We start from the raw sequence: 22,935 nt of genomic DNA on the forward strand, positions 1-22,935 counted from the left end.
ATTATTGGTCCTCCGCCGCAGCGGCGGCCGGGTTTTCAGCCGGCAGTTCGGTGTTGTTATCACCCAGCATAATGTGGTCAAGGATCTGGCGCATGATGGTCCCGACTGCTGGTCCGGCACCGCCGTTCTCCAGAATCATTGCCACCGCCACCTGCGGGTTATCATAAGGGGCAAATGCCGTCATCAGTTTATGGTCACGCAGTCTTTCGGCAATGCGGTGCGCGTTATAGGTTTCATTGGCTTTCAGACCAAACACCTGCGCAGTACCTGATTTCGCGGCCACTTTATACGGCGTACCAGCGAAATACTTATGCGCGGTACCGTTAGGACGGTTTGCTACGCCGTACATACCGTCTTTAGCGATTTCCCAGAAGCCGGAGTGAATATCCCCCACAGGCGCTTCATGCGGCTGGTTCCAGGGCACTTTTTTACCGTCTTCAACCGTACTTAGTAGCAGGTGTGGAACTTTCACGACACCGTCATTGATGAGGATCATCATGGCTTTGTTCATCTGAAGCGGTGTTGCTGTCCAGTAACCCTGTCCGATACCCACCGGAATGGTATCGCCCTGATACCATGGTTTTTTAAAGCGTTTCAGCTTCCATTCACGCGTTGGCATATTACCGGAACGTTCTTCTGCAAGGTCAACGCCGGTGTAGTGCCCATAACCGAATTTGCTCATCCACTCTGAGAGGCGGTCAATCCCCATGTCATACGCCACCTGATAGAAGAAGGTATCCGCAGACTCCTCCAGCGATTTGGTGACGTTCAGATGACCGTGGCCCCATTTTTTCCAGTCACGGTAGCGTTTTTCAGAACCAGGCAACTGCCACCAGCCCGGGTCAAACAGGCTGGTATTACGGTTGATAACACCGGCACTCAATGCAGAAACCGCCACGTACGGTTTAACCGTTGACGCTGGCGGGTAAACACCCTGTGTCGCGCGGTTCACCAGCGGCGTATTAGGGTCATTCAGCAGACCGGAATAGTCCTTACTGGAGATGCCATCGACAAACAGGTTCGGGTCATAACTTGGCATTGAAACCATTGCCAGAATGCCACCGGTACGCGGATCGGTGACCACAACGGCTGCTCGGCTGCCTGCCAGCAGGGTTTCAATATACTGCTGAAGCTTAAGATCGAGCGTCAGATACACATCATGTCCCGCCTGAGGCGGCACTTCTTTAAGCTGGCGAATAACGCGGCCACGGTTGTTAACCTCAACCTCTTCATAGCCAGTCTGTCCGTGCAGAACATCTTCGTAATAACGTTCAATCCCCAGCTTACCGATATCGTGCGTCGCGGCGTAGTTCGCCAGTTTGCCGTCTTTATCGAGACGATCGACGTCTTTATCGTTAATTTTGGAAACGTAGCCAATCACATGCGTCAGCGCAGAGCCATAAGGGTAGTAGCGACGTTTGTAACCCTTCACTTCCACGCCGGGGAAACGGTACTGGTTTACCGCAAAGCGGGCAACCTGGACTTCCGTCAGATTGGTTTTTACCGGAATGGAGGTGAAACGGTGAGAGCGGGCCCGTTCTTTTTTGAAAGCGGCGATATCGTCATCGTTAAGATCGACAACGCTTCTCAGCGCTTCCAGCGTATCCTGAACATTATCGACCTTTTCCGGCATCATCTCTATTTGATAGATGGTGCGGTTTAACGCCAGCGGTGTGCCGTTACGGTCGTAGATGATGCCGCGGCTGGGGGCGATTGGCACCAGCTTAATACGGTTTTCGTTTGAACGCGTCTGGTAATCGGTAAAGCGGACAATTTGCAGATTATAAAGGTTGGCGATCAGCACGCCGGTAAGCAGCAAAATCCCCGTAAAGGCGACCAGCGCCCGGCGCACAAACAGCGCGGACTCAGCCGTATAGTCGCGAAAAGAATTCTGTAGTTTCATCCGCTGCTTAATCTACCCTGGTCAAGTCACTATTCGCGGTGATAGGGGTGGTTGGTCGTAATGCTCCACGCGCGATACAGGCTTTCTGCCACCAGTACCCGAACGAGCGGATGGGGAAGCGTCAGCGCGGAGAGAGACCAACTTTGTTCTGCTGCCGCTTTGCAGGCAGGGGATAACCCTTCTGGCCCGCCAATCAACAGACTGACGTCACGGCCATCCTGCTTCCAGCGCTCCAGTTCGTGCGCCAGCTGCGGCGTATCCCAGGGTTTTCCTGGAATATCGAGGGTGACGATGCGGTTTTTGCCTGCGGCAGCCAGCATCAGTTCGCCCTCTTTATCAAGAATACGTTTGATATCGGCGTTCTTGCCGCGCTTTCCGGCGGGGATCTCCACCAGTTCGAACGGCATGTCTTTTGGGAAACGACGCAGATACTCAGTAAAACCGGTTTGTACCCAGTCCGGCATTTTGGTGCCGACGGCGACCAGTTGCAACTTCACGCATTAACCCCAGAGTTTTTCCAGCTCATACAGGCGACGGCTCTCTTCCTGCATGACATGGACAATCACATCGCCGAGGTCGACAACCACCCAGTCAGCCGTCGCTTCACCTTCAACACCAAGCGGCAACAGCCCTGCTGCACGTGATTCCTGAACCACGTGATCGGCAATCGAAACAACATGACGCGTAGAAGTACCGGTGCAGATAATCATGCAGTCGGTAATACTGGATTTACCCTTAACGTCGATAGCGATGATGTCCTGACCTTTCAGGTCATCAATTTTGTCAATAACAAAATCCTGGAGTGCTTTACCCTGCAAGTTTTCCCCCTGGGGTGAACGAGATTGTATAACTATGAATTCGTGGCCAGACAGTATACCTGAACTAGCGCCTGTGTCGGGACAAATGTCTCCGGCCGGGCTTTTGAAGGCGGGTATCATCCCACCCTCCGCCTGAGATTGCATCGCCATTTTTGTAAAACAATTTCTGTAAAGCAATGATCGGCGGGAAAGTCTGGCAGCGGAGGATAACAGTATGGCTTACTCTGTCAAGGCAGGATAATCAATAAGCCACTTTTTATGGTCCCGGGTCAGGCATCTGCACTTTTCTGATACAACCCGTGTGCGTGAATATACGCCAGTACCGATGCGGGCAGCAGATCGTCACACGCTAAGCCCTGTTGCAGGCGCTCACGAATGAGGGTCGCAGAGATATCGAACCACGGTGTTTCTGCCAGATAAATTTTCCCGGCAGGCTGATTGTGGAGATCTTCAACATTATCGGTGAGATGGTCTTCCAGCCATTGCTGATACTGCTCTTCGCGCATCGTCAGCGGATAACCCGGACGGCGGCAGACAAGCAGGTGGCTGTTCTCCAGAATGGTTTCATACTGATGCCATGTGGGGAGATTTAGCAGTGAATCCTGGCCAATAATGAAGGCCAGCGGCTTGTCAGGGCCTTGTTCAGTCCGCCACTCCTGCAGCGTCTGTGACGTCCAGGAGGGAGTATCGCGACGTAGCTCCCGTTCATCAAGTTTGAAAAGCGGTTTATCCGCAATGGCCAGGGCCAGCATCTCTTTGCGTTGCTCGCTGGTCGCCTCAGGCTGGGGACGGTGTGGCGGAACATTATTGGGCATAATGGTGACGCACTGAAGCCCGATCAGATTCGCCAGAATTTCGACTGGCTTCAGATGCCCGTAATGTACCGGGTCGAAGGTGCCACCATACAGGGCCTGTAAAGAATGCATGCTATCCATCAATAAATACGTCTGCGAGCGCCTTGTGGCAGAGCAGCAGAGAAAGGCTTTCCAGCTCTGCCCAGACCGACTGGCCGTAATCTTGTTTTAACGTGAGCTCAGCGCGCATCAGCAGCTGAACAGCCTGTCGCAGCTGTTCATGACTCAGGCGGTTAATGGCCTCTGTCGTCATAGCCCGGCGATTTTGCCATACGCGGTGTTTATCAAACAGCGAACGCAACGGCGTATGGGCAGACTGACGCTTTAGCGTAATCAGCAGCAGTAATTCGCGCTGCAGAGTACGTAGCAGAATAACGGGTTCGCTCCCTTCGAGGCGCAGTTGTTGCAGAATATGCAGGGCGCGTTTGCTTTTCGCCGCCAACAACGCATCCACCCAGTGGAATGGCGTGAAGTGCGCGGCATCGTTAACGGCCTGTTCGACACGCGGTAGGGTGAGTTTACCATCCGGCCAGAGCAGGGAGAGTCTGTCAAGCGCCTGAGCCAGGGCCAGCAGATTTCCTTCATAGCAGTAGCAAAGCAGTTGATTCGCGGCGTCATCCAGTTGAAGGTTGTTTTGCTTCGCTCTCGCCGCCACCCATTTGGGTAGATGCGTTTGCTCAGGCGTCTGACAGGTGACCAGCACTGCGTGAGTTGCGAGCTGGGTAAACCAGGCTGCATTTTCCTGTGCTTTAGTGAGCTTGTTGCCGCGCACGATGAAGAGCAGATCGCTGTGCAACAGGCTAACCAGCGTAGCGAGTTGTTCATTCATGGCCGCGTTAGGACCATTTTCCGGCAGCAGGATCTGGATAGTCTGGCGCGACGCGAAAAGACTCATCGCCTGGCAAAGCGAGAAGAGGGCGTTCCAGTCGGTGTTGTTATCCAGTTGAACGGTGTGATGTTCATCAAATCCCTGAGCCGCCGCCGCATGGCGCACGGCATCCAGGCTTTCCTGAAGTAATAGCGGATCGTTTCCAAGAAGCAAATACGCCGCGCGCAGCCCTTCATTGAGCTGCGCGCGAAGTTGTTCAGGATACAGCCTGATCATCATTTACCCAGAGAGTTAGCAGCGGGAAGCGTGCCAGCAACCGGTTTTTCAACAATGTCAGAACCTTGCTTGGTTGACGCTGCAACACTTGGCAGTTTACGGATCAGCTGTTCCGCTGCCTTGTCGTACATTTCGTTGATAATAATCTGCTGTTCGGCATCTTTTGCCAGCGCCGTCTGCGGATTATCGAAGAACGAACGGTACACTTTCGTGCTGATCGGATAAATATCTTTACCCGGGATCAGAACTGCCGCATCGACCGTTAACACCATCTGATACTCTGCGGTGCGGCCATCCTGGAAGATAGAGGCTGTATCTCTCGACAGACCGCCTCCTATCACACGCAGAGACGGTACATCCTGGCGAAGCGTTTGTTTCTCAACAATTTCAACACCGTTCAGACGCAGCTGGTTACGAATTGCCCGGCTGAGTGGGCCATTCGGATCCCCGGAATCAAAGATCATCGTTTTCATCTGAGCAGGCACCGCCGTGGTATTGCGCAGGTGCCAGCCACAGCCAGCGGTGACAAGCACCGCCAGAGATAAGAGTATTGTTGCCAGTTGTCGCACGTTTCCTCCCGCGCTTAGCCAACGACCAGATTCAGCAATTTACCCGGTACGTAGATCACTTTACGTACGGTAACGCCCTCAAGATATTTTGCGACCAGAGGTTCCTGGCCCGCGCGTTCGCGAACCTGTTCTTCGGTTGCATCGACCGCCACGGTAATTTTACCGCGTACTTTGCCGTTTACCTGAACGACAACCAGCGTAGTGTTTTCCACCATCGCGGCTTCGTCGGCCTGTGGCCATGGCGCATTGTCGATATCGCCTTCGCCTTTCAGCTCCTGCCACAGGGTGAAGCTAACGTGCGGAGTGAACGGGTTCAGCATGCGAACGACGGCCAGCAATGCTTCACGCATTAAGGCACGATCCTGCTCGCCGTCCTGCGGGGCTTTCGCCAGCTTATTCATCAGTTCCATAATAGCTGCAATTGCAGTGTTAAAGGTCTGACGACGACCAATATCATCGGTCACTTTCGCAATCGTTTTATGAACATCACGACGCAGCGCTTGCTGATCTTCAGTCAGTGCCGCGGCGTTCAGTGCCGGAGCATCACCCTGTGCAGTGTGTTCGTAAACCAGTTTCCAGACGCGTTTCAGGAAGCGGTTTGCACCTTCCACACCCGATTCCTGCCACTCCAGGGTCATGTCCGCCGGAGAAGCAAACATCATGAACAGACGCACGGTATCCGCGCCGTAACGTTCAACCATCACCTGTGGGTCGATGCCGTTGTTTTTGGATTTAGACATCTTGCTCATGCCGGTATAGACCAGTTCATGACCTTCGGCGTCTTTCGCCTTCACAATGCGGCCTTTCTCGTCACGCTCAACGATAGCATCAACCGGAGACACCCAGTTACGCTCGCCGTTAGCACCCACGTAGTAGAAGGCATCAGCCAGTACCATACCCTGACACAGCAGCTGTTTTGCCGGTTCGTCAGAGTTCACCATGCCGGCATCACGCATCAGTTTGTGGAAGAAGCGGAAGTAGAGCAGGTGCATGATGGCATGTTCGATACCACCGATGTAAATGTCTACCGGCAGCCAGTAGTTCGCTGCATCAGAGTCCAGCATACCCTCTTTATACTGCGGGCAGGTGTAACGCGCATAGTACCAGGAGGACTCCATAAAGGTGTCGAAGGTGTCGGTTTCACGCAGCGCAGGCTGGCCGTTGACGGTGGTTTTTGCCCACTCAGGATCGGCTTTGATCGGGCTGGTAATGCCGTCCATAACCACGTCTTCAGGCAGGATCACCGGCAGTTGATCTTCCGGCGTTGGCATCACGGTGCCGTCTTCCAGCGTCACCATTGGAATTGGAGCACCCCAGTAACGCTGGCGGGAAACGCCCCAGTCGCGCAGACGGAAGTTAACTTTACGCTCGCCCATGCCCAGAGAGGCCAGTTTGTCTGCAATGGCATTAAAACCGTCTTCGAAGCTCAGGCCGCTGAATTCACCGGAGTTAAACAGGGTGCCTTTTTCAGTCAGCGCTTGCGCGGACAGGTCTGGTTCAGAACCATCGGCGGCCAGGATAACGGCTTTAATCGGCAGGTTGTATTTGGTCGCAAACTCGTAGTCGCGCTGATCGTGGCCTGGAACAGCCATGACTGCACCTGTACCGTATTCCATCAGAACGAAGTTTGCGGCCCAGACAGGGATCGCTTCGCCTGTCAGTGGGTGCTTAGCATAGAAGCCTGTCGCTACACCTTTTTTCTCCATCGTCGCCATGTCGGCTTCGGCCACTTTGGTGTTGCGGCATTCGTCGATGAAGGTGGCCAGTTCTGGATTGTTCTCCGCCGCTTTCTGCGCCAGAGGGTGACCCGCAGCCACGGCCAGGTAGGTCGCGCCCATGAAGGTGTCTGGACGGGTGGTGTAGACGGTCAGGGTCTGGTCGTAGTTCTCAACGTTGAAGGTGATCTCCACGCCTTCAGAACGGCCGATCCAGTTGCGCTGCATGGTTTTAACGGTATCTGGCCAGTGATCCAGCGTATCCAGATCGTTCAGCAGTTCGTCAGCATAGGCTGTGATTTTGATAAACCACTGTGGGATCTCTTTACGCTCAACTTTGGTATCACAACGCCAGCAGCAGCCATCAATAACCTGTTCGTTCGCGAGAACAGTCTGGTCATTTGGACACCAGTTAACAGCAGAGGTCTTCTTATACACCAGGCCTTTTTTGTACAGCTCGGTGAAGAATTTCTGTTCCCAGCGATAGTATTCCGGGGTGCAGGTTGCCAGCTCGCGGCTCCAGTCATAGCCAAAGCCCAGCATTTTAAGCTGGTTTTTCATGTACGCGATGTTGTCATACGTCCATGGGGCAGGTGCGGTGTTGTTTTTTACCGCAGCGCCTTCAGCAGGCAGACCGAACGCATCCCAGCCGATTGGCTGCAGAACGTTTTTGCCCAGCATACGCTGGTAGCGGGCGATCACATCACCAATGGTGTAGTTACGCACGTGGCCCATGTGTAGTCGACCAGAAGGATAGGGAAGCATCGACAGGCAGTAATACTTCTCTTTGCTCTCGTCTTCGGTTACTTCAAAGGTGCGCTTCTCGTCCCAGTGTTGCTGGACTTTTGATTCTATCTCTTCCGGGCGGTATTGCTCTTGCATGGCAGCCAGTGGTCCTGTTTTCAATACAGCTACAAATGTAGCCAATGGATGTGGTATTTCAGATCCGCATAGCATAGCCCAAACGTCCGCGTCAAAACAGCCTTTCGCACAAATGCACATTGCAGGAATTTACCGGGTCTGTGCTTCACCTGACAAAGCGGCGACGAAATAAGGTCTATTATTAGAAATAGTTACTTACCCGGGAGGCAAAATGATGAACAAGGTTGCTCAATTTTACCGCGAACTGGTGGCGACACTGACGGAACGGCTGCGTAACGGCGAGCGCGATATTGACGCGCTGGTGGAGCAGGCTCGTGCCCGCGTGACGCAAACGGGTGAGTTAACGCGTACCGAAGTGGAAGAGGTCACCCGCGCGGTACGCCGTGACCTGGAAGAATTCGCGCGCAGCTACCAGGAGAGCCAGGATGAGGTCACTGACAGCGTATTTATGCGGGTGATTAAAGAGAGCCTGTGGCAGGAACTGGTGGATATCACCGATAAAACGCAGCTGGAGTGGCGCGAGGTGTTTCAGGATCTGAACCATCATGGTGTCTACCACAGCGGCGAAGTGGTTGGCCTGGGGAATCTGGTCTGCGAGAAATGCCATCACCATATTGCAGTGTATACGCCGGAAGTGCTGCCGTTATGTCCGAAATGTGGGCACGATCAGTTTCAGCGTCGACCGTTTGAGCCATAAATAAAAGTAAAACGGCAACTATGTTGCCGTTTTTAGTGTCTGCCCCCTCTCACCTTGGGAGAGGTGTAGGGTGAGGGCATCAGGCCGCAGCGTAGTACTTGAGCCTCTTCGCCAGCAAATCCACAAACGCCTGCCGATCGATATCCACCATCACCGTGGTATTCGGCGCATTCCCCGTCAGTGAGTAGTAATCCACTACAGTCATCCCCTGGGTATATTTCCCCTGCGTCTCCACACCGACCCAGCGTTCCACTGTGGTAAACATCTCCGGCTTCAGTAGCCAGGCAATGGTGCATGGATCATGCAGGGGCGCGCCGTGGAAGCCCCACTTCTCGGCTTTGTGATATTCCATAAAGAAGTCGAGCAGTTCGGCCACAGTTGTCGCAACCGGGTTGCCCACCGAGCGGAAACGCTCAATATCGTCCGCCATAATCTGCGCTCGATGGGTAACGTCCAGTCCCGCCATCACAACCGGCAAGCCGGACTGGAAGACAATCTCAGCGGCTTCCGGGTCGACAAAGATGTTGAACTCCGCCGCAGGCGTCCAGTTACCCAGCCCCATTGCGCCACCCATTATCACGATACGGGAAATTTTACTGTGCAGCTCCGGATGACTGTTAAGCAGCAACGCAACGTTGGTTTGCGGACCGGTTGCCACCAGCGTTACCGGCTCGGCACTTTCACGCAGCACCTTCGCCATCAGCTCCACGGCAGTGCAGTGTTGCGGTGCGAAACCCGGCTCCGGCAGTGCCGGGCCGTCCAGCCCGCTCTCACCGTGAACGTTGTCGGCAATGATCAGCTCCCGCATCAGCGGTTTCACGGCCCCGCCAGCGACAGGAATATCAGTGCGTCTGAGCAGTGTTAGCATGCGCAGGACGTTACGCAAGGTTTTTTCAGGCGTCTGGTTTCCGGCGGACGAGGTGACGGCTTTCACGTCAAGTTCAGGGGAGGCAAGAGCGAGGACGAGCGCGATCGCGTCATCATGACCCGGATCGCAATCGAGAATAATAGGCTGTGCCATAGCGTTCTCCATACGTAGCGTTATTTTGTGACAAGGTTAACGCTGCAATGTGACGCCGACGAGAGGAAGTGAGTGAAAGCGTGAAGCAGTGCGCAATCCGCAGATTGCGCACTGAGAAGATTAATGCAGAATTTTGGCAAGGAAGTCTTTTGCACGTTCTGATTTCGGGTTAGCGAAAAACTCTTCTTTCGGTGAGTCTTCCACGATCTTCCCTTCGTCCATAAAGATCACGCGGTTTGCTACTTTGCGGGCGAAGCCCATTTCGTGGGTCACCACCATCATGGTCATCCCTTCGTGCGCCAGCTCGACCATCACGTCCAGCACTTCGTTGATCATCTCTGGATCGAGCGCCGACGTTGGCTCATCAAACAGCATCGCCACCGGATCCATGCACAGCGCGCGGGCGATCGCCACACGCTGCTGTTGGCCGCCAGATAGCTGTGCCGGAAACTTATCGGCATGCGCAGAGAGCCCAACGCGTTCCAGGAGTTTCAGCCCTTTCTCGCGCGACGCTTTTTTATCGCGCTTAAGCACTTTTACCTGCGCCAGCGTCAGGTTCTCAATAATGGAGAGGTGAGGGAACAGCTCAAAATGCTGGAACACCATGCCAACGTGAGAGCGAAGCTGGGCGAGATTGGTTTTTTTGTCATTGACTTTAGTGCCATTGACGACGATCTCACCCTGCTGCACCGGCTCTAGTCCGTTGACGGTTTTGATCAGTGTGGATTTACCGGAACCTGACGGTCCGCACACTACCACCACATCGCCTTTTTTCACTTCGGTGGAGCAGTCGGTCAGCACCTGAAAGTGCCCATACCATTTAGAAACATTTTTCAGGGAAATCATTATACCGTCCTTTTCTTCAGCCAACTGACCAACAGCGACGCGCTTAAACTAATCACAAAATAGACCGCACCCGCAAAGAGCACCATCTCGACCTGCGTACCATCACGCTCACCGATGGTGGAGGCGGTACGGAAGAAGTCTGCCAGGCTGAGTACATATACCAGAGAGGTATCCTGGAACAGCACGATACCCTGAGTCAGCAGGAGTGGAACCATGGCGCGAAACGCCTGCGGCAGAATGATGAGCTGCATGGACTGCCAGTGTGTCATCCCCAGCGCCAGGGCGGCACTGGATTGTCCACGAGAAATACTCTGGATACCCGCACGGATAATCTCAGAGTAATAAGCAGCCTCGAACATGGAGAACGCCACCATCGCCGAGATCAGGCGGATATCGGTTTTCGGTGACAGCCCCAGTACGTTTTGCAGGAAACCGGGAACAATCAGGTAAAACCACAGCAGCACCATCACCAGCGGAATGGAACGGAAAACGTTAACGTAGGCCGTTGCGAACCAGGCGAGCGGCTTAAAGCTCGACAGGCGCATGACCGCAAGCAGGGTTCCCCAGACGATACCAATGATGATGGCAATAACGGTGATTTTTAAGGTAATCACCAGGCCATCAAGCAGGTAAGGCATGGATGGGACGATAGAACTCCAGTCAAAATCGTACATTATTTACCTCCCAGATTGCCCGGCAGGCGAATTTTGCGTTCAACCAGGTTCATCACCAGCATGATGAAAGCGTTAATCAGAACATAGGCGAGCGTGATTGCGGTGAAGGATTCCCACGCATGAGCGGAATAATCCAGCAGCTTGCCCGCCTGCGCAGCCATATCCACCAGGCCGATGGTCGAGGCGATGGCCGAGTTTTTCACCAGGTTCATCATCTCAGAGGTCATCGGTGGAACGATAACGCGGTAGGCGTTAGGCAGCAGAACATAACGGTAGGTTTGTGGCAGCGTTAATCCCATCGCCAGACCTGCATTTTTTTGTCCACGTGGCAATGACTGAATGGCGGCTCGCACCTGCTCGCACACGCGCGCAGCGGTAAACAGCCCCAGACAGAGCATCGAGGAGACAAAGAACTGAACGTTAGGATCCAGTTCCGACTTGAACCACATGCCAATATTTTCCGGCAGCAGTTCAGGAATCACCAGATACCAGGTAAAGAACTGCACAATCAGCGGAACGTTACGAAACAGTTCAACGTACAAGGTGCCGAGGGTTGAAAGAAAGCGGTTAGGGACGGTACGCAAAATACCGAACAGCGAGCCGACAAGAAATGCGATGATCCATGCCGTTATGGATAAAGCGACAGTGACCTGAAAGCCGCTCCATAACCAGCCAAGATAGGTGGTGTTGCCGAACGGGGCTTGTTGCAGAAAGATGCCCCAGTTCCAGTCTATTGACATAATAAACTCCAGAAAAAAAAGGGTAGCAGCGCTACCCTCGAAGATTGGTGAGAAGCTCATTTTTCGCGCTGAGTGGGGAACGACCACTCAACGTATAGTCTGTCCATGCTTCCCGACAATCGAGAGGGCAGGAGATCCCGCCCCTGTTGTTCTAATTAGTTAAGAGCCTTGTCATTTGGTGATTTGAACAGCGCTTTCATGTCGTCAGACAGTTCAAAGTTCATGTTCAGGTTTTTTGGTGGAATTGGGTTCTTGAACCACTTGTCGAACCATTTTTCCGCTTCGCCGGAAGTTTGTGCCTGGGCGATGGTGTCATCGATCAGTTTTTTGAACTCAGCGTCGTCTTTACGCAGCATGCAGCCATAAGCTTCTTTTGACTGTGCAGTTCCGACGATTTCCCAGTTGTCCGGTTTCTTCGCTTTCGCGCGTTCGCCCGCCAGCAGGGCGTCATCCATCATAAACGCGACGGCACGGCCACTTTCCAGGGTACGGAAGGAGTCGCCATGGTCTTTCGCGCTGATGATGCGCATATCCATTTTCTTCTCATCATTCAGTTTGTGCAGCAGCACTTCTGAGGTGGTACCGGAGGTGACAACGACCGCTTTGCCTTTCAGGTCAGCAAAATCTTTAATCTCGCCGCCTTTTTTGGTCAGCAGGCGGGTACCTACCACGAAGATGGTGTCAGAGAAAGCAGCCTGTTTCTGACGCTCAAGGTTGTTGGTGGTGGAGCCACACTCAAAATCAAAGGTGCCGTTTTGCAGCAGTGGAATACGGTTTTGTGAAGTGATTGGGATCAGCTTCACCTGCAGGTCAGGTTTGTTCAGCTTTTTCTTCACGGCTTCAACGATGGCGTTGGAGTAATCCTGTGAATAACCCACGACTTTTTGCGTGTTGTCGTAGTAAGAGAACGGAACAGAAGATTCACGGTGGCCGACCACGATCACGCCGTTTTTGGCAATCTTGTCGAGAGTGCTTCCGGCAGCCGGAGCGTCTTCAGCGTGAACCACGCCTGCAGACATCCCCATAACCAGCATTGCTGTGGCCAGTTTACGTAATTGCATACCCAACTCCTTTTTTATCAGCGCCAGAGACGCATTGATACCCATTGTGATGTTGTTATATCTCGCGCTATGCGAGTGCAGTGTTATGCAAGCTTGTTAACATTTAGTCTGGCTTAATGTAAAGATTTTGCTGCGTTATTGTTTATTTTTGCGAAGTGCGCCGCACCATTCAGAGGCAAAAATCTCTCGTTGCACCGTTTCGGTGCTACCGATGATCTACGCTGGTGCGACCAGGTTGCGCGTTAAGCCAAACTGCGTTTACCTGAATAAACAAAGCAATAGGCGTGCCAGAATTGGAGTCTGGAGGGAATGGTAGGATGGTAGCAACAGTATGGAAAAGTTGACCGGGTAAGCGTCAACGCCACCCGGCAACATAAGGTAAGGTTATTTACGACGCTGACGAAGACTCATCAACACCGCACCAAAACCAAACAGCGCGGTCAGGATCCACAGCGGCCAGTTGCCGGTGCGGGCGTACGGCGTCAGTCCCGTGGTTGGCGTGACGTTGGTGGTCAGCACCTCACGGGTAAACTGCGGGATCATGGCCTGAATTTCACCCTGTGGGCCAATTACGGCGGTGATGCCGTTGTTGGTGCTACGCAGCAGTGGACGCGCCAACTCCAGGGAACGCATTCGCGCCATCTGGAAGTGTTGCCATGGGCCAATCGACTTACCAAACCACGCGTCATTGGAGATGGTCAGAAGGAAGTCCGTGTCCGGGCGGAAGTTATCGCGTACCTGCTCGCCGAGGATAATTTCGTAGCAAATGGCTGCGGTCAGGGCAAAACCGTGCGCATGCAGCTGCGGCTGAACGTATGGGCCGCGGCTGAAAGAGGACATCGGCAGGTCAAAGAACGGTGCCAGCGGGCGCAGAATGGACTCCAGCGGGACAAATTCACCAAACGGAACCAGGTGATTTTTGTTGTACCTGTCAGTGGAGTTGTAGCTGTATTCGCTATCTTTGCCGAGGGTAATGATGGTGTTATAGGTGTCATAACGGTTCTGCTGATTCAGACGCGCATCAACAATACCGGTAATCAGCGTGCTGCCGCGCGCGAGCAGCAGATCGTTCATCATGTTCAGGAACGGCTGCTGGTTTATTTCCAGGTCCGGGATCGCAGATTCCGGCCAGATAATCAGCTGTGATTTGCCCATGACCTCTTCGGTCGCGTTGGCGTAGATCTTCAGCGTATTCAGAAGCTGCTTTTCATCCCACTTCATGGCCTGCGGGATATCACCCTGCACCATGGAAACCTGCGTAGCGCGTTCTGGCTCCAGGGTATACCACTGGATATAGCGCAGCGGGAAGGGCAGTGCGAACAATACCAGTGCCGCAACCAGCGGCTTCCAGCAGCGCTTGGCCAACGCCAGTACCAGCAGGCCGCTGACAACCATCAGCAGGAAGTTAATCGCCTCAACGCCCATCACCGGTGCCAGGCCTTTCAGCGGCCCGTCAATCTGGCTGTAGCCGAACTGCAACCATGGAAAACCGGTCAATACCCAGCCACGCAGGAACTCGGTAATTTGCCAGACAACCGGCGCCGCAATGGCGACGCGCAGCCAGGTGGTTTTTGGCCACAGGCGAGAAAGGATGCCGGCGAACAGACCGGTATAGAGCGAGAGATACGCGGCGAGCAATACCACCAGGAAGACGTTAACCGGGCCAGGCATTCCGCCAAACTGGGCGATGCTAACATAGACCCAGTTGATGCCTGAGCCAAACAGCCCCAGTCCCCAGAAGTAACCGATAGCCGCAGCCTGTACCGGACGACGATTCAGGGTCAGGCCCTGAAGCCCCATCAGGGAGAGAATGGCGGCGGGCCAGATATCGTAAGGAGAAAAAGCCAGCGTACCGCTGGCTCCGAGTAACAGCGCCAGCAGCAAACGGACGCGCTGGCGTTCAAGCAGTGGGGCAAATGCCATTTACATTAATCTTCCAGTTTTGGCACCGGTGAGTCATCCGGCGTTCTGACATGAACCTGTATAATACGTCGGCTGTCGGCCATCGCTACCTTGAACTGGTAACCGTCGATGTCAACGGTTTCACCGCGCGCCGGGAGGTGGCCAAAGGCCTGCATCACCAGACCGCCAATGGTATCAACCTCTTCATCGCTGAAGTGGGTGCCGAAAGCGTCGTTAAAGTCTTCAATCGAGGCCAGCGCACGCACAGTCCAGGTGTGGCGGCTCAGTTGACGGAAGTCGATATCTTCTTCTTCGTCATACTCATCTTCGATTTCTCCCACGATCAGCTCAAGAATATCTTCGATCGTGACAAGACCCGACACACCGCCAAATTCATCAATAACAATCGCCATGTGGTAACGCTGAGAGCGAAACTCTTTCAGCATCCGATCCACACGTTTACTTTCCGGCACAACCACGGCCTGGCGTAACACTTTTTCCATGCTGAAAGCGTCAGAATCGCTGCGCATAAACGGCAGCAGATCTTTCGCCATCAAAATCCCTTCAATGTGATCTTTGTCTTCGCTGATGACCGGGAAACGTGAGTGAGCGGATTCGATAATCACATCGAGGCACTCGTCCAGTGTCTGGTTACGTTTCAGGGTGATCATTTGCGAACGGGGGATCATGATATCGCGAACACGCTGGTCGGCGATGTCCATGACCCCTTCGAGCATTTCGCGCGTATCTTCATCGATAAGGTCGTTTTGCCCGGAATCACGAATCAGCTCCAGCAGTTCATCACGGTTTTTCGGTTCGCCGTGGAAAAGCTGGTTCAGAATGAGGGAGAAAAATCCCTTTTTACCGTTTGTCGTGTCGCTACTGTGTGAATTGTCGTCGCTCATGGCGTTTGTTAAGGGTTCTCTTGTTAGTTCAATGTTTACCGCCACGCGATTTCCTTTCGTGGCGGCATGTTAGTCAGTGGGGAGACTGACTATTCTTTCTCGGCAATGTACGGATCCTCATAGCCCAGAGCAAGCATTATCTCTGTCTCGAGGGACTCCATCTCTTCTGCTTCGTCATCTTCTATATGATCGTAGCCGAGCAGATGCAGGCTGCCATGTACCACCATATGCGCCCAGTGGGCTTCAAGGGGTTTTTGCTGCTCTTTGGCTTCCTGCTCAACCACCTGGCGACAGATGATCAGATCGCCCAGCAGCGGCATCTCGATGCCCGGTGGGGCTTCGAACGGGAAAGAGAGCACATTGGTAGGCTTATCTTTCCCGCGATAGGTCAGGTTAAGCTCATGGCTTTCAGCTTCATCCACCAGGCGAATCGTGACTTCTGATTCTTCCTGAAACTGGGGGATAACGGCATCCAGCCATTTCTGAAACTGCGCCTCTTCTGGCATACCGGAATTATCTTCACAGGCCAGCTGTAAATCGAGGATCACCTGACTCATTTCTGTTCTTGCTCCTGCGCTTCGCGCTTACGTTCTGCTGCCAGTTCGGCCTTACGCTTCTGATCGGCTTCTTCCCAGGCCTCGTAGGCGTTAACAATACGCGCGACGACCGGGTGGCGTACCACGTCTTCACTGTGGAAGAAGTTAAAACTGATTTCTTCGACCTCGGCCAGCACCTCAATGGCGTGACGCAGGCCAGATTTGGTGCTGCGCGGCAGGTCGATCTGGGTGACGTCACCGGTAATGACCGCTTTCGAGTTAAAGCCGATACGCGTCAGGAACATCTTCATCTGTTCGATGGTGGTGTTCTGACTTTCATCGAGAATGATAAACGCATCGTTCAGCGTACGGCCTCGCATATAAGCGAGCGGAGCAACTTCGATAACGTTACGCTCAATAAGTTTCTCAACTTTTTCAAAACCGAGCATTTCAAACAGCGCGTCGTATAAGGGACGCAGGTATGGGTCGACTTTCTGGCTCAGGTCGCCTGGCAAGAAGCCCAGTTTCTCGCCCGCTTCAACCGCTGGGCGAGTCAGCAGAATACGGCGGATCTCCTGACGCTCCAGCGCATCCACTGCTGCTGCTACCGCCAGATAGGTTTTACCGGTACCGGCCGGTCCGACGCCGAAGGTGATGTCATGGTCGAGGATATTCGCGATGTACTGTGCCTGGTTTGGCGTACGCGGTTTAATCACGCCACGTTTGGTTTTGATGTTAATTGCCTTGCCGTAGTCAGGCACACTTTCCGCGCTCTGCTCGAGCACTCGCGCTTCTTTAATGGCGAGGTGGATCTGTTCTGGCTCGATATCCTGAATTTCGCCACGCATTGGGGAGGTATCCACATACAGGCTACGCAGAATATCTGCAGCGGCGTTGACGCAGATAGGGCGTCCGGTCAGTTTGAAATGATTATCGCGACGATTGATTTCGATACCCAGACGTCGCTCCAGTTGCTTGATGTTGTCATCAAACGGCCCGCACAGGCTCAGCAGGCGAGCGTTGTCTGCTGGCTCAAGGCTAATTTCACGCGTGTCTATATTCAAACCGTTCCTCTTTGAGTGTTTAGTAGGGCTGGTATCATAAAACTGTCATTACCGAAATTATTCACGCCACAGAATAAAGGCGCAAGCATTGCGATGGATATTGGGGGCGAAGAGGGGAATTACAAGGCCTGCCAGAAAGGCAGGCCTGGACGCATTACGGCTGATAGATACCCACACCAGAATCGTTTTCTTTTCGGGTTCGGGAAATGACGGATTCCGGAGATTCTGCAATGCGCAGACCCATTTCATCCTCGGTACGTACCACCTTCGCTCGCAGCGAGTTGGTCAACACTTCCACAATCTCGACGTCCACGAATTTACCGATCATATCCGGGGTGCCTTCGAAGTTCACCACGCGGTTATTTTCGGTACGACCGGAGAGTTCCATAATGCTCTTGCGCGAGGTGCCTTCAACCAGAATACGCTGGACAGTACCAAGCATACGACGGCTCCAGGCATTGGCCTGCTGGTTGATACGCTCCTGCAGAATATACAGACGCTGCTTTTTCTCTTCTTCCGGCACATCGTCAACCATATCTGCCGCAGGGGTTCCAGGACGTGCAGAGAAGATGAAGCTGTAGCTAACGTCAAAATTCACGTCGCCGATGAGCTTCATGGTGCGCTCAAAGTCGTCGGCAGTTTCGCCTGGGAAGCCGACGATAAAGTCCGAGCTAATCTGGATATCAGGACGGGCTTCACGCAGTTTACGGATGGTGGATTTGTACTCCAGCACCGTATGCGGGCGCCCCATCAGGTTCAGCACACGGTCAGAACCACACTGAATCGGCAGGTGCAGGAAGCTCACCAGTTCCGGCGTGTCGCGATAAACATCGATGATGTCATCGGTAAATTCCATCGGGTGGCTGGTGGTGAAGCGAATGCGGTCGATACCGTCAATGGCTGCGACCAGACGCAGCAGTTCAGCAAAGCTGCCGGTGCTGCCGTCATAGTTCTCGCCGCGCCAGGCGTTAACGTTCTGGCCCAGCAGGTTCACTTCGCGTACGCCCTGCGCGGCAAGCTGGGCGATTTCAAACAGAATGTCATCCGCCGGACGGCTGACCTCTTCACCGCGCGTGTAAGGCACCACGCAGTAAGTGCAGTATTTGTTGCAGCCTTCCATGATAGAGACAAAAGCGGTCGGGCCATCCGCGCGCGGCTCTGGCAGACGGTCAAATTTTTCAATCTCCGGGAAGCTGACGTCAACAACCGGGCTACGATTACCGCGAACCTGATTGATCATCTCAGGCAGGCGGTGCAGGGTCTGAGGGCCAAAGACAATATCCACATACGGGGCTCTCTGGCGGATCAGTTTCCCTTCCTGCGACGCAACACAACCGCCAACACCAATGATCAAGTCCGGATTTTTTCGTTTGAGAAGTTTCCAGCGACCTAACACATGAAAGACTTTTTCCTGCGCTTTTTCACGAATAGAACAGGTGTTTAGCAGCAGCACATCGGCTTCTTTCGCATTTTCAGTCAGCTGGTATCCGTGGGTTGTATCCAGCAGATCGGCCATCTTGGATGAATCGTATTCGTTCATCTGACAGCCCCAGGTTTTTATATGGAGTTTTTTAGTCATCGACTTGCTCAGCTCAGGATTGCAAGCCGCGTATTGTAATGCTTTGGTGCGGTTGTGACCAGTATGAAGGTTGTCAACCTCCTGACCCCAAAAATCCGGTAAACTTAAGGGATTCTGCAATAAGGAAAATTGACCATGACACTCCAACAAACCGAAATCGCCGTTGTCGGCGGCGGTATGGTCGGCGGCGCACTGGCGCTGGGGCTGGCGCAGCAGGGATTTGAGGTGACGGTTATCGAGCAGGCTGCTCCTGCTACGTTTGACCCGACGGCAAAGCCGGATGTGCGTATTTCCGCGATCGGTGCCGCCTCAGTTGATCTACTGCGCGGGCTGGGCGTTTGGGACGCGGTGCTGACGATGCGTGCTCACCCTTACAGCCGCCTCGAAACGTGGGAGTGGGAAAATGCCCACGTCGCGTTTGATGCCGCTGAACTCAAGCTGCCCCGTCTGGGCTATATGGTGGAAAACAACGTCCTCCAGCAGGCGCTCTGGCAGGCGCTGGAGGCACACCCGAAGGTGACGCTGCGTGTCCCATCGTCACTCAAAGCCTTGCATCGTCATGACAACGGATATCGCCTGACGCTTGATAATGATGATGAATTAGCCGTGAAGCTGGTGGTGGGCGCTGATGGCGCCAACTCTCAGGTCAGAGAGATGGCGGGGATTGGGGTTCATGCCTGGCAGTATCAACAGTCTTGTATGTTGATTACTGTCCAGTGTGAGAATGCGCCAGGAGAGAGCACCTGGCAGCACTTTACGCCGAATGGTCCGCACGCGTTTTTACCGTTGTTCGATAACTGGGCATCGCTGGTGTGGTACGACAAACCGGCGCGTATTCGTCAGTTACAGGGGCTTTCGATGGCGCAACTGCAAGACGAAATTATGCGCCACTTCCCGAGCCGACTGGGATATGTGACGCCGGTTGCGGCAGGAGCATTCCCGCTGACTCGTCGACACGCGTTGCAATATGCCCGCGAAGGGCTGGCTCTGGTAGGAGATGCGGCACATACCATTCACCCGCTGGCAGGGCAGGGGGTAAACCTGGGGTATCGTGATGTTGATGCATTACTGGATGTGCTGGGTAGTGCACGCGGGCATGCGGAGGACTGGTCAAGCCATCAGGTACTTAAGCGTTACCAGACGCGGCGTATGGCGGATAACTTCATCATGCAGTCAGGGATGGATCTGTTCTATGCCGGGTTCAGCAATGACGTAGGGCCGGTGCGTATTCTGCGTAATATTGGATTGATGGCGGCTGAGCGTGCCGGAGGTCTGAAGCGTCAGGCGTTGAAATACGCCCTCGGACTCTAAACTTTATTCCCTCTCCCGGTGGGAGAGGGCCAGGGTGAGGGCATCAGGCCGCACAATACTAGCAACAAAAACAAAAAAGCCCGCAGAGCGGGCTTTTTTGTTACTAAGTGGCTGGGGTGCAGGGATTCGAACCCCGGAATGCTGGTATCAGAAACCAGAGCCTTACCGCTTGGCGACACCCCAATTGCGTTAAACAGTGTTTAACGACTTTTTTAAATTGGCTGGGGTACGAGGATTCGAACCTCGGAATGCCGGAATCAGAATCCGGTGCCTTACCGCTTGGCGATACCCCAACAATTTGTCTTGATTACCGAAAAATCGACAATCTAAATATGGTGGCTACGACGGGATTCGAACCTGTGACCCCATCATTATGAGTGATGTGCTCTAACCAACTGAGCTACGTAGCCAGTACTGCAATCTTCGATGGCTGGGGTACCTGGATTCGAACCAGGGAATGCCGGTATCAAAAACCGGTGCCTTACCGCTTGGCGATACCCCAATACCGCGGAGAACCGCAAAATCGAAGAAATATGGCTGGGGTACCTGGATTCGAACCAGGGAATGCCGGTATCAAAAACCGGTGCCTTACCGCTTGGCGATACCCCATCCGTGCAACGCTTACCTGGGAATGGTGCGGGAGGCGAGACTTGAACTCGCACACCTTGCGGCGCCAGAACCTAAATCTGGTGCGTCTACCAATTTCGCCACTCCCGCAAAAAAAGATGGTGGCTACGACGGGATTCGAACCTGTGACCCCATCATTATGAGTGATGTGCTCTAACCAACTGAGCTACGTAGCCATCTTTTTTTCGCGTTACCTTATCGGCGTTGCGGGGCGCATTATGCGTATAGACCCTTGCAGCGTCAACACCTTTTTCAACGAAAATGGCCGGAATGTGACTGTTTGGTTAGGTTGCGAACAGCGTGACCGAATATTCGGCAATTATTGGTTATTAATCAGATTTAGGTGGTGAAATGTGAGGCAAAAAAATCAGGCCCCTGAGGGGCCTGATTGCGATCTGAGCGTTTATTTGTAGGCTGACTGGTGAACGCCTACCGCGCGTCCTGATGGATCGTTCATGGATTTGAAAGATTCATCCCATTCAATCGCTTTTGCTGAAGAGCAGGCGACGGACGGGCCACCCGGCACACATTCCGCAGCACTTGGAACCGGGAACAGTTCTTCAAAAATTTCACGGTACAGATAGGCTTCTTTGGAACCCGGCGTGTTGTACGGGAAGCGGAAGCTCGCTGTTTCCAGTTGTTGGTCGGAAACCTGTTTTGCCGCCACCTCTTTCAGGGTGTCGATCCAGCTGTAACCTACACCGTCAGAGAACTGCTCTTTCTGACGCCATGCCACGCTTGCCGGCAGGTAGGATTCAAAACATTCGCGCAGGATATGTTTTTCCATTTTGCCGTTGCCGCACATCTTGTCCTGCGGGTTGATACGCATCGCGACGTCGAGGAATTTCTTATCCAGGAACGGGACACGCGCTTCCACACCCCAGGCCGACATCGCTTTGTTGGCACGCGCACAGTCAAACATATGCAGCGCCTGAAGTTTGCGCACTGTCTCTTCATGCAACTCTTTGGCATTCGGCGCTTTGTGGAAATACAGGTAGCCACCGAATACTTCGTCAGAACCTTCGCCAGACAGTACCATCTTAATGCCCATCGCTTTGATCTTACGGGACATCAGATACATAGGCGTAGAGGCGCGGATGGTCGTCACATCATAAGTTTCGATGTGATAGATAACATCGCGGATCGCATCCAGACCTTCCTGCACGGTGAAATGAATTTCGTGGTGCACGGTACCAAGATGGTTTGCCACTTCCTGTGCGGCTTTCAGATCCGGCGCGCCTTCCAGGCCCACGGCAAAGGAGTGTAACTGTGGCCACCAGGCTTCAGAGCGTTCCTGATCTTCCACGCGACGGGCGGCAAATTTCTTGGTGATCGCGGAGATCACGGAGGAATCCAGACCGCCGGAGAGCAGCACGCCGTATGGCACGTCTGACATCAGGTGGCTTTTAACGGAGTCTTCCAGCGCCTGACGCAGCTCGGCTTTGTCCGTGACGTTGTCTTTTACCGCATCATAGTCGAACCAATCGCGCTGATAATACTGACGGATCTCGCCGTCTTTGCTCCACAGGTAGCTGCCTGCAGGGAACTCTTTAATGGTGCGGCAAACCGGTACCAGGGCTTTCATTTCAGAGGCAACATAGAAGTTGCCGTGTTCATCGTGACCCATATACAGCGGGATAATGCCGATGTGGTCACGGCCGATCAGGTAGGCGTCTTTTTCGCTGTCGTACAGTGCGAAGGCAAACATGCCCTGCAGGTCGTCCAGGAACGCCGGGCCTTTCTCCTGATACAGCGCGAGGATCACTTCACAGTCAGAACCGGTCTGGAATGCGTAGCGGTCGCCGTACTCGGCACGCAGTGCCTGATGGTTGTAGATTTCACCGTTGACAGCCAGCGCGTGCGTTTTTTTCTCGTTATACAGCGGCTGAGCACCAGCGTTGACGTCTACGATCGACAGACGTTCGTGAGCCAGAATAGCTTTATCGCTGGCGTAAACGCCGGACCAGTCCGGGCCGCGATGGCGCATCAGGCGGGACAATTCGAGTGCTTTTTTACGCAGTTCGCCCGCGTCAGTTTTAATATCCAGTACGCCAAAAATAGAACACATAACCTTCTCCGTTAACCCTGTTGCATTGTGATGTTGCTTGCTTATGAAAATGCCGCAA

General features: G+C 53.6%; 20 protein-coding genes and 7 tRNA genes. 2 read left to right on the plus strand and 25 right to left on the minus strand.

Annotation, left to right across the window (positions count from 1 at the left end):
• Position 1: 1 nt before the first annotated feature.
• The 7 genes from mrdA to leuS all read right to left on the minus strand — a co-directional run bounded on the left by mrdA (position 2) and on the right by leuS (position 7,846).
• Complete coding sequence (gene mrdA, locus LCD46_05740) at positions 2-1,903, minus strand: peptidoglycan DD-transpeptidase MrdA (GenBank protein UOY71830.1); 1,902 nt, start codon at positions 1,901-1,903, stop codon at positions 2-4.
• Positions 1,904-1,932: 29 nt separating this feature from the next.
• Positions 1,933-2,400, minus strand: a complete 468-nt coding sequence (rlmH, locus tag LCD46_05745; protein ID UOY71831.1) for a 23S rRNA (pseudouridine(1915)-N(3))-methyltransferase RlmH — start codon at positions 2,398-2,400, stop codon at positions 1,933-1,935.
• Between the two features lie 3 nt (positions 2,401-2,403).
• Positions 2,404-2,721 carry a ribosome silencing factor gene (gene rsfS / locus LCD46_05750; protein UOY71832.1) on the minus strand — a complete coding sequence of 106 codons (318 nt, stop codon included), beginning with the start codon at positions 2,719-2,721 and terminating at the stop codon, positions 2,404-2,406.
• A gap of 269 nt (positions 2,722-2,990) precedes the next feature.
• Positions 2,991-3,656 carry a nicotinate-nucleotide adenylyltransferase gene (nadD, locus tag LCD46_05755; GenBank protein UOY71833.1) on the minus strand — a complete coding sequence of 222 codons (666 nt, stop codon included), beginning with the start codon at positions 3,654-3,656 and terminating at the stop codon, positions 2,991-2,993.
• Positions 3,649-4,680 carry a DNA polymerase III subunit delta gene (gene holA, locus LCD46_05760; GenBank protein UOY72897.1) on the minus strand — a complete coding sequence of 344 codons (1,032 nt, stop codon included), beginning with the start codon at positions 4,678-4,680 and terminating at the stop codon, positions 3,649-3,651. The genes nadD and holA overlap by 8 nt, the downstream gene beginning before the upstream one ends.
• Positions 4,680-5,249, minus strand: a complete 570-nt coding sequence (lptE, locus tag LCD46_05765) for an LPS assembly lipoprotein LptE (GenBank protein UOY71834.1) — start codon at positions 5,247-5,249, stop codon at positions 4,680-4,682. The genes holA and lptE overlap by 1 nt, the downstream gene beginning before the upstream one ends.
• A gap of 14 nt (positions 5,250-5,263) precedes the next feature.
• Positions 5,264-7,846: a leucine--tRNA ligase gene (leuS, locus tag LCD46_05770; GenBank protein ID UOY71835.1), complete on the minus strand. Its 2,583-nt coding sequence runs from the start codon at positions 7,844-7,846 to the stop codon at positions 5,264-5,266.
• A 214-nt stretch (positions 7,847-8,060) separates the two neighbouring features.
• Between leuS and LCD46_05775 the strand changes: the two genes are divergently transcribed.
• Positions 8,061-8,543: a zinc ribbon-containing protein gene (locus tag LCD46_05775; protein UOY72898.1), complete on the plus strand. Its 483-nt coding sequence runs from the start codon at positions 8,061-8,063 to the stop codon at positions 8,541-8,543.
• 79 nt (positions 8,544-8,622) lie between these two features.
• On the opposite strand, the gene rihA is transcribed toward LCD46_05775, so the two are convergent.
• The 10 genes from rihA to miaB form a co-directional block, all read right to left on the minus strand.
• Positions 8,623-9,564, minus strand: a complete 942-nt coding sequence (rihA, locus tag LCD46_05780) for a pyrimidine-specific ribonucleoside hydrolase RihA (GenBank protein ID UOY71836.1) — start codon at positions 9,562-9,564, stop codon at positions 8,623-8,625.
• A 120-nt stretch (positions 9,565-9,684) separates the two neighbouring features.
• Entirely contained in the window at positions 9,685-10,410 is a 726-nt protein-coding gene (locus LCD46_05785; protein UOY71837.1) for an amino acid ABC transporter ATP-binding protein, read from the minus strand.
• Positions 10,410-11,084 (minus strand): glutamate/aspartate ABC transporter permease GltK, encoded by a 675-nt coding sequence (gene gltK / locus LCD46_05790; GenBank protein ID UOY71838.1) that lies wholly within the window; start codon positions 11,082-11,084, stop codon positions 10,410-10,412. Before gltK ends, LCD46_05785 begins: the two co-directional genes overlap by 1 nt.
• Positions 11,084-11,824 carry a glutamate/aspartate ABC transporter permease GltJ gene (gltJ, locus tag LCD46_05795; GenBank protein ID UOY71839.1) on the minus strand — a complete coding sequence of 247 codons (741 nt, stop codon included), beginning with the start codon at positions 11,822-11,824 and terminating at the stop codon, positions 11,084-11,086. The genes gltK and gltJ overlap by 1 nt, the downstream gene beginning before the upstream one ends.
• A gap of 155 nt (positions 11,825-11,979) precedes the next feature.
• Entirely contained in the window at positions 11,980-12,885 is a 906-nt protein-coding gene (locus LCD46_05800) for an amino acid ABC transporter substrate-binding protein (protein ID UOY71840.1), read from the minus strand.
• A gap of 384 nt (positions 12,886-13,269) precedes the next feature.
• The gene (gene lnt / locus LCD46_05805) at positions 13,270-14,808 is read right to left on the minus strand and encodes an apolipoprotein N-acyltransferase (protein UOY71841.1); all 1,539 of its coding nucleotides are present in this window, start codon (positions 14,806-14,808) and stop codon (positions 13,270-13,272) included.
• A 5-nt stretch (positions 14,809-14,813) separates the two neighbouring features.
• On the minus strand, positions 14,814-15,692 hold the full coding sequence (corC, locus tag LCD46_05810) for a CNNM family magnesium/cobalt transport protein CorC (protein UOY72899.1): 879 nt from the start codon (positions 15,690-15,692) through the stop codon (positions 14,814-14,816).
• A gap of 89 nt (positions 15,693-15,781) precedes the next feature.
• Complete coding sequence (gene ybeY, locus LCD46_05815; GenBank protein ID UOY71842.1) at positions 15,782-16,249, minus strand: rRNA maturation RNase YbeY; 468 nt, start codon at positions 16,247-16,249, stop codon at positions 15,782-15,784.
• Entirely contained in the window at positions 16,246-17,292 is a 1,047-nt protein-coding gene (locus LCD46_05820; GenBank protein ID UOY71843.1) for a PhoH family protein, read from the minus strand. Before LCD46_05820 ends, ybeY begins: the two co-directional genes overlap by 4 nt.
• 154 nt (positions 17,293-17,446) lie before the next feature.
• Positions 17,447-18,871, minus strand: coding sequence for a tRNA (N6-isopentenyl adenosine(37)-C2)-methylthiotransferase MiaB (miaB, locus tag LCD46_05825; GenBank protein ID UOY71844.1), 1,425 nt, complete (start codon positions 18,869-18,871; stop codon positions 17,447-17,449).
• A gap of 135 nt (positions 18,872-19,006) precedes the next feature.
• Here miaB and ubiF point away from each other — a divergent pair, with 135 nt between their 5' ends.
• Positions 19,007-20,182 carry a 2-octaprenyl-3-methyl-6-methoxy-1,4-benzoquinol hydroxylase gene (gene ubiF / locus LCD46_05830; GenBank protein ID UOY71845.1) on the plus strand — a complete coding sequence of 392 codons (1,176 nt, stop codon included), beginning with the start codon at positions 19,007-19,009 and terminating at the stop codon, positions 20,180-20,182.
• Between the two features lie 108 nt (positions 20,183-20,290).
• Here ubiF and LCD46_05835 read toward each other — a convergent pair.
• The 8 genes from LCD46_05835 to asnB all read right to left on the minus strand — a co-directional run bounded on the left by LCD46_05835 (position 20,291) and on the right by asnB (position 22,877).
• Positions 20,291-20,365: transfer RNA gene (locus LCD46_05835), tRNA-Gln, on the minus strand.
• Positions 20,366-20,400: 35 nt separating this feature from the next.
• Positions 20,401-20,475: transfer RNA gene (locus LCD46_05840), tRNA-Gln, on the minus strand.
• Positions 20,476-20,515: 40 nt separating this feature from the next.
• Positions 20,516-20,592: transfer RNA gene (locus tag LCD46_05845), tRNA-Met, on the minus strand.
• A 17-nt stretch (positions 20,593-20,609) separates the two neighbouring features.
• A tRNA-Gln gene (locus LCD46_05850) sits at positions 20,610-20,684 on the minus strand.
• A gap of 32 nt (positions 20,685-20,716) precedes the next feature.
• Positions 20,717-20,791: transfer RNA gene (locus LCD46_05855), tRNA-Gln, on the minus strand.
• A gap of 23 nt (positions 20,792-20,814) precedes the next feature.
• Positions 20,815-20,899, minus strand: a tRNA-Leu gene (locus tag LCD46_05860).
• A 9-nt stretch (positions 20,900-20,908) separates the two neighbouring features.
• Positions 20,909-20,985: transfer RNA gene (locus tag LCD46_05865), tRNA-Met, on the minus strand.
• A 227-nt stretch (positions 20,986-21,212) separates the two neighbouring features.
• Positions 21,213-22,877 carry an asparagine synthase B gene (asnB, locus tag LCD46_05870; protein UOY71846.1) on the minus strand — a complete coding sequence of 555 codons (1,665 nt, stop codon included), beginning with the start codon at positions 22,875-22,877 and terminating at the stop codon, positions 21,213-21,215.
• Positions 22,878-22,935: the final 58 nt, after the last annotated feature.

Origin of the sequence: Enterobacter ludwigii, from assembly GCA_023023105.1 — a bacterium.
GTDB classification, from domain to species: Bacteria; Pseudomonadota; Gammaproteobacteria; order Enterobacterales; family Enterobacteriaceae; genus Enterobacter; species Enterobacter adelaidei.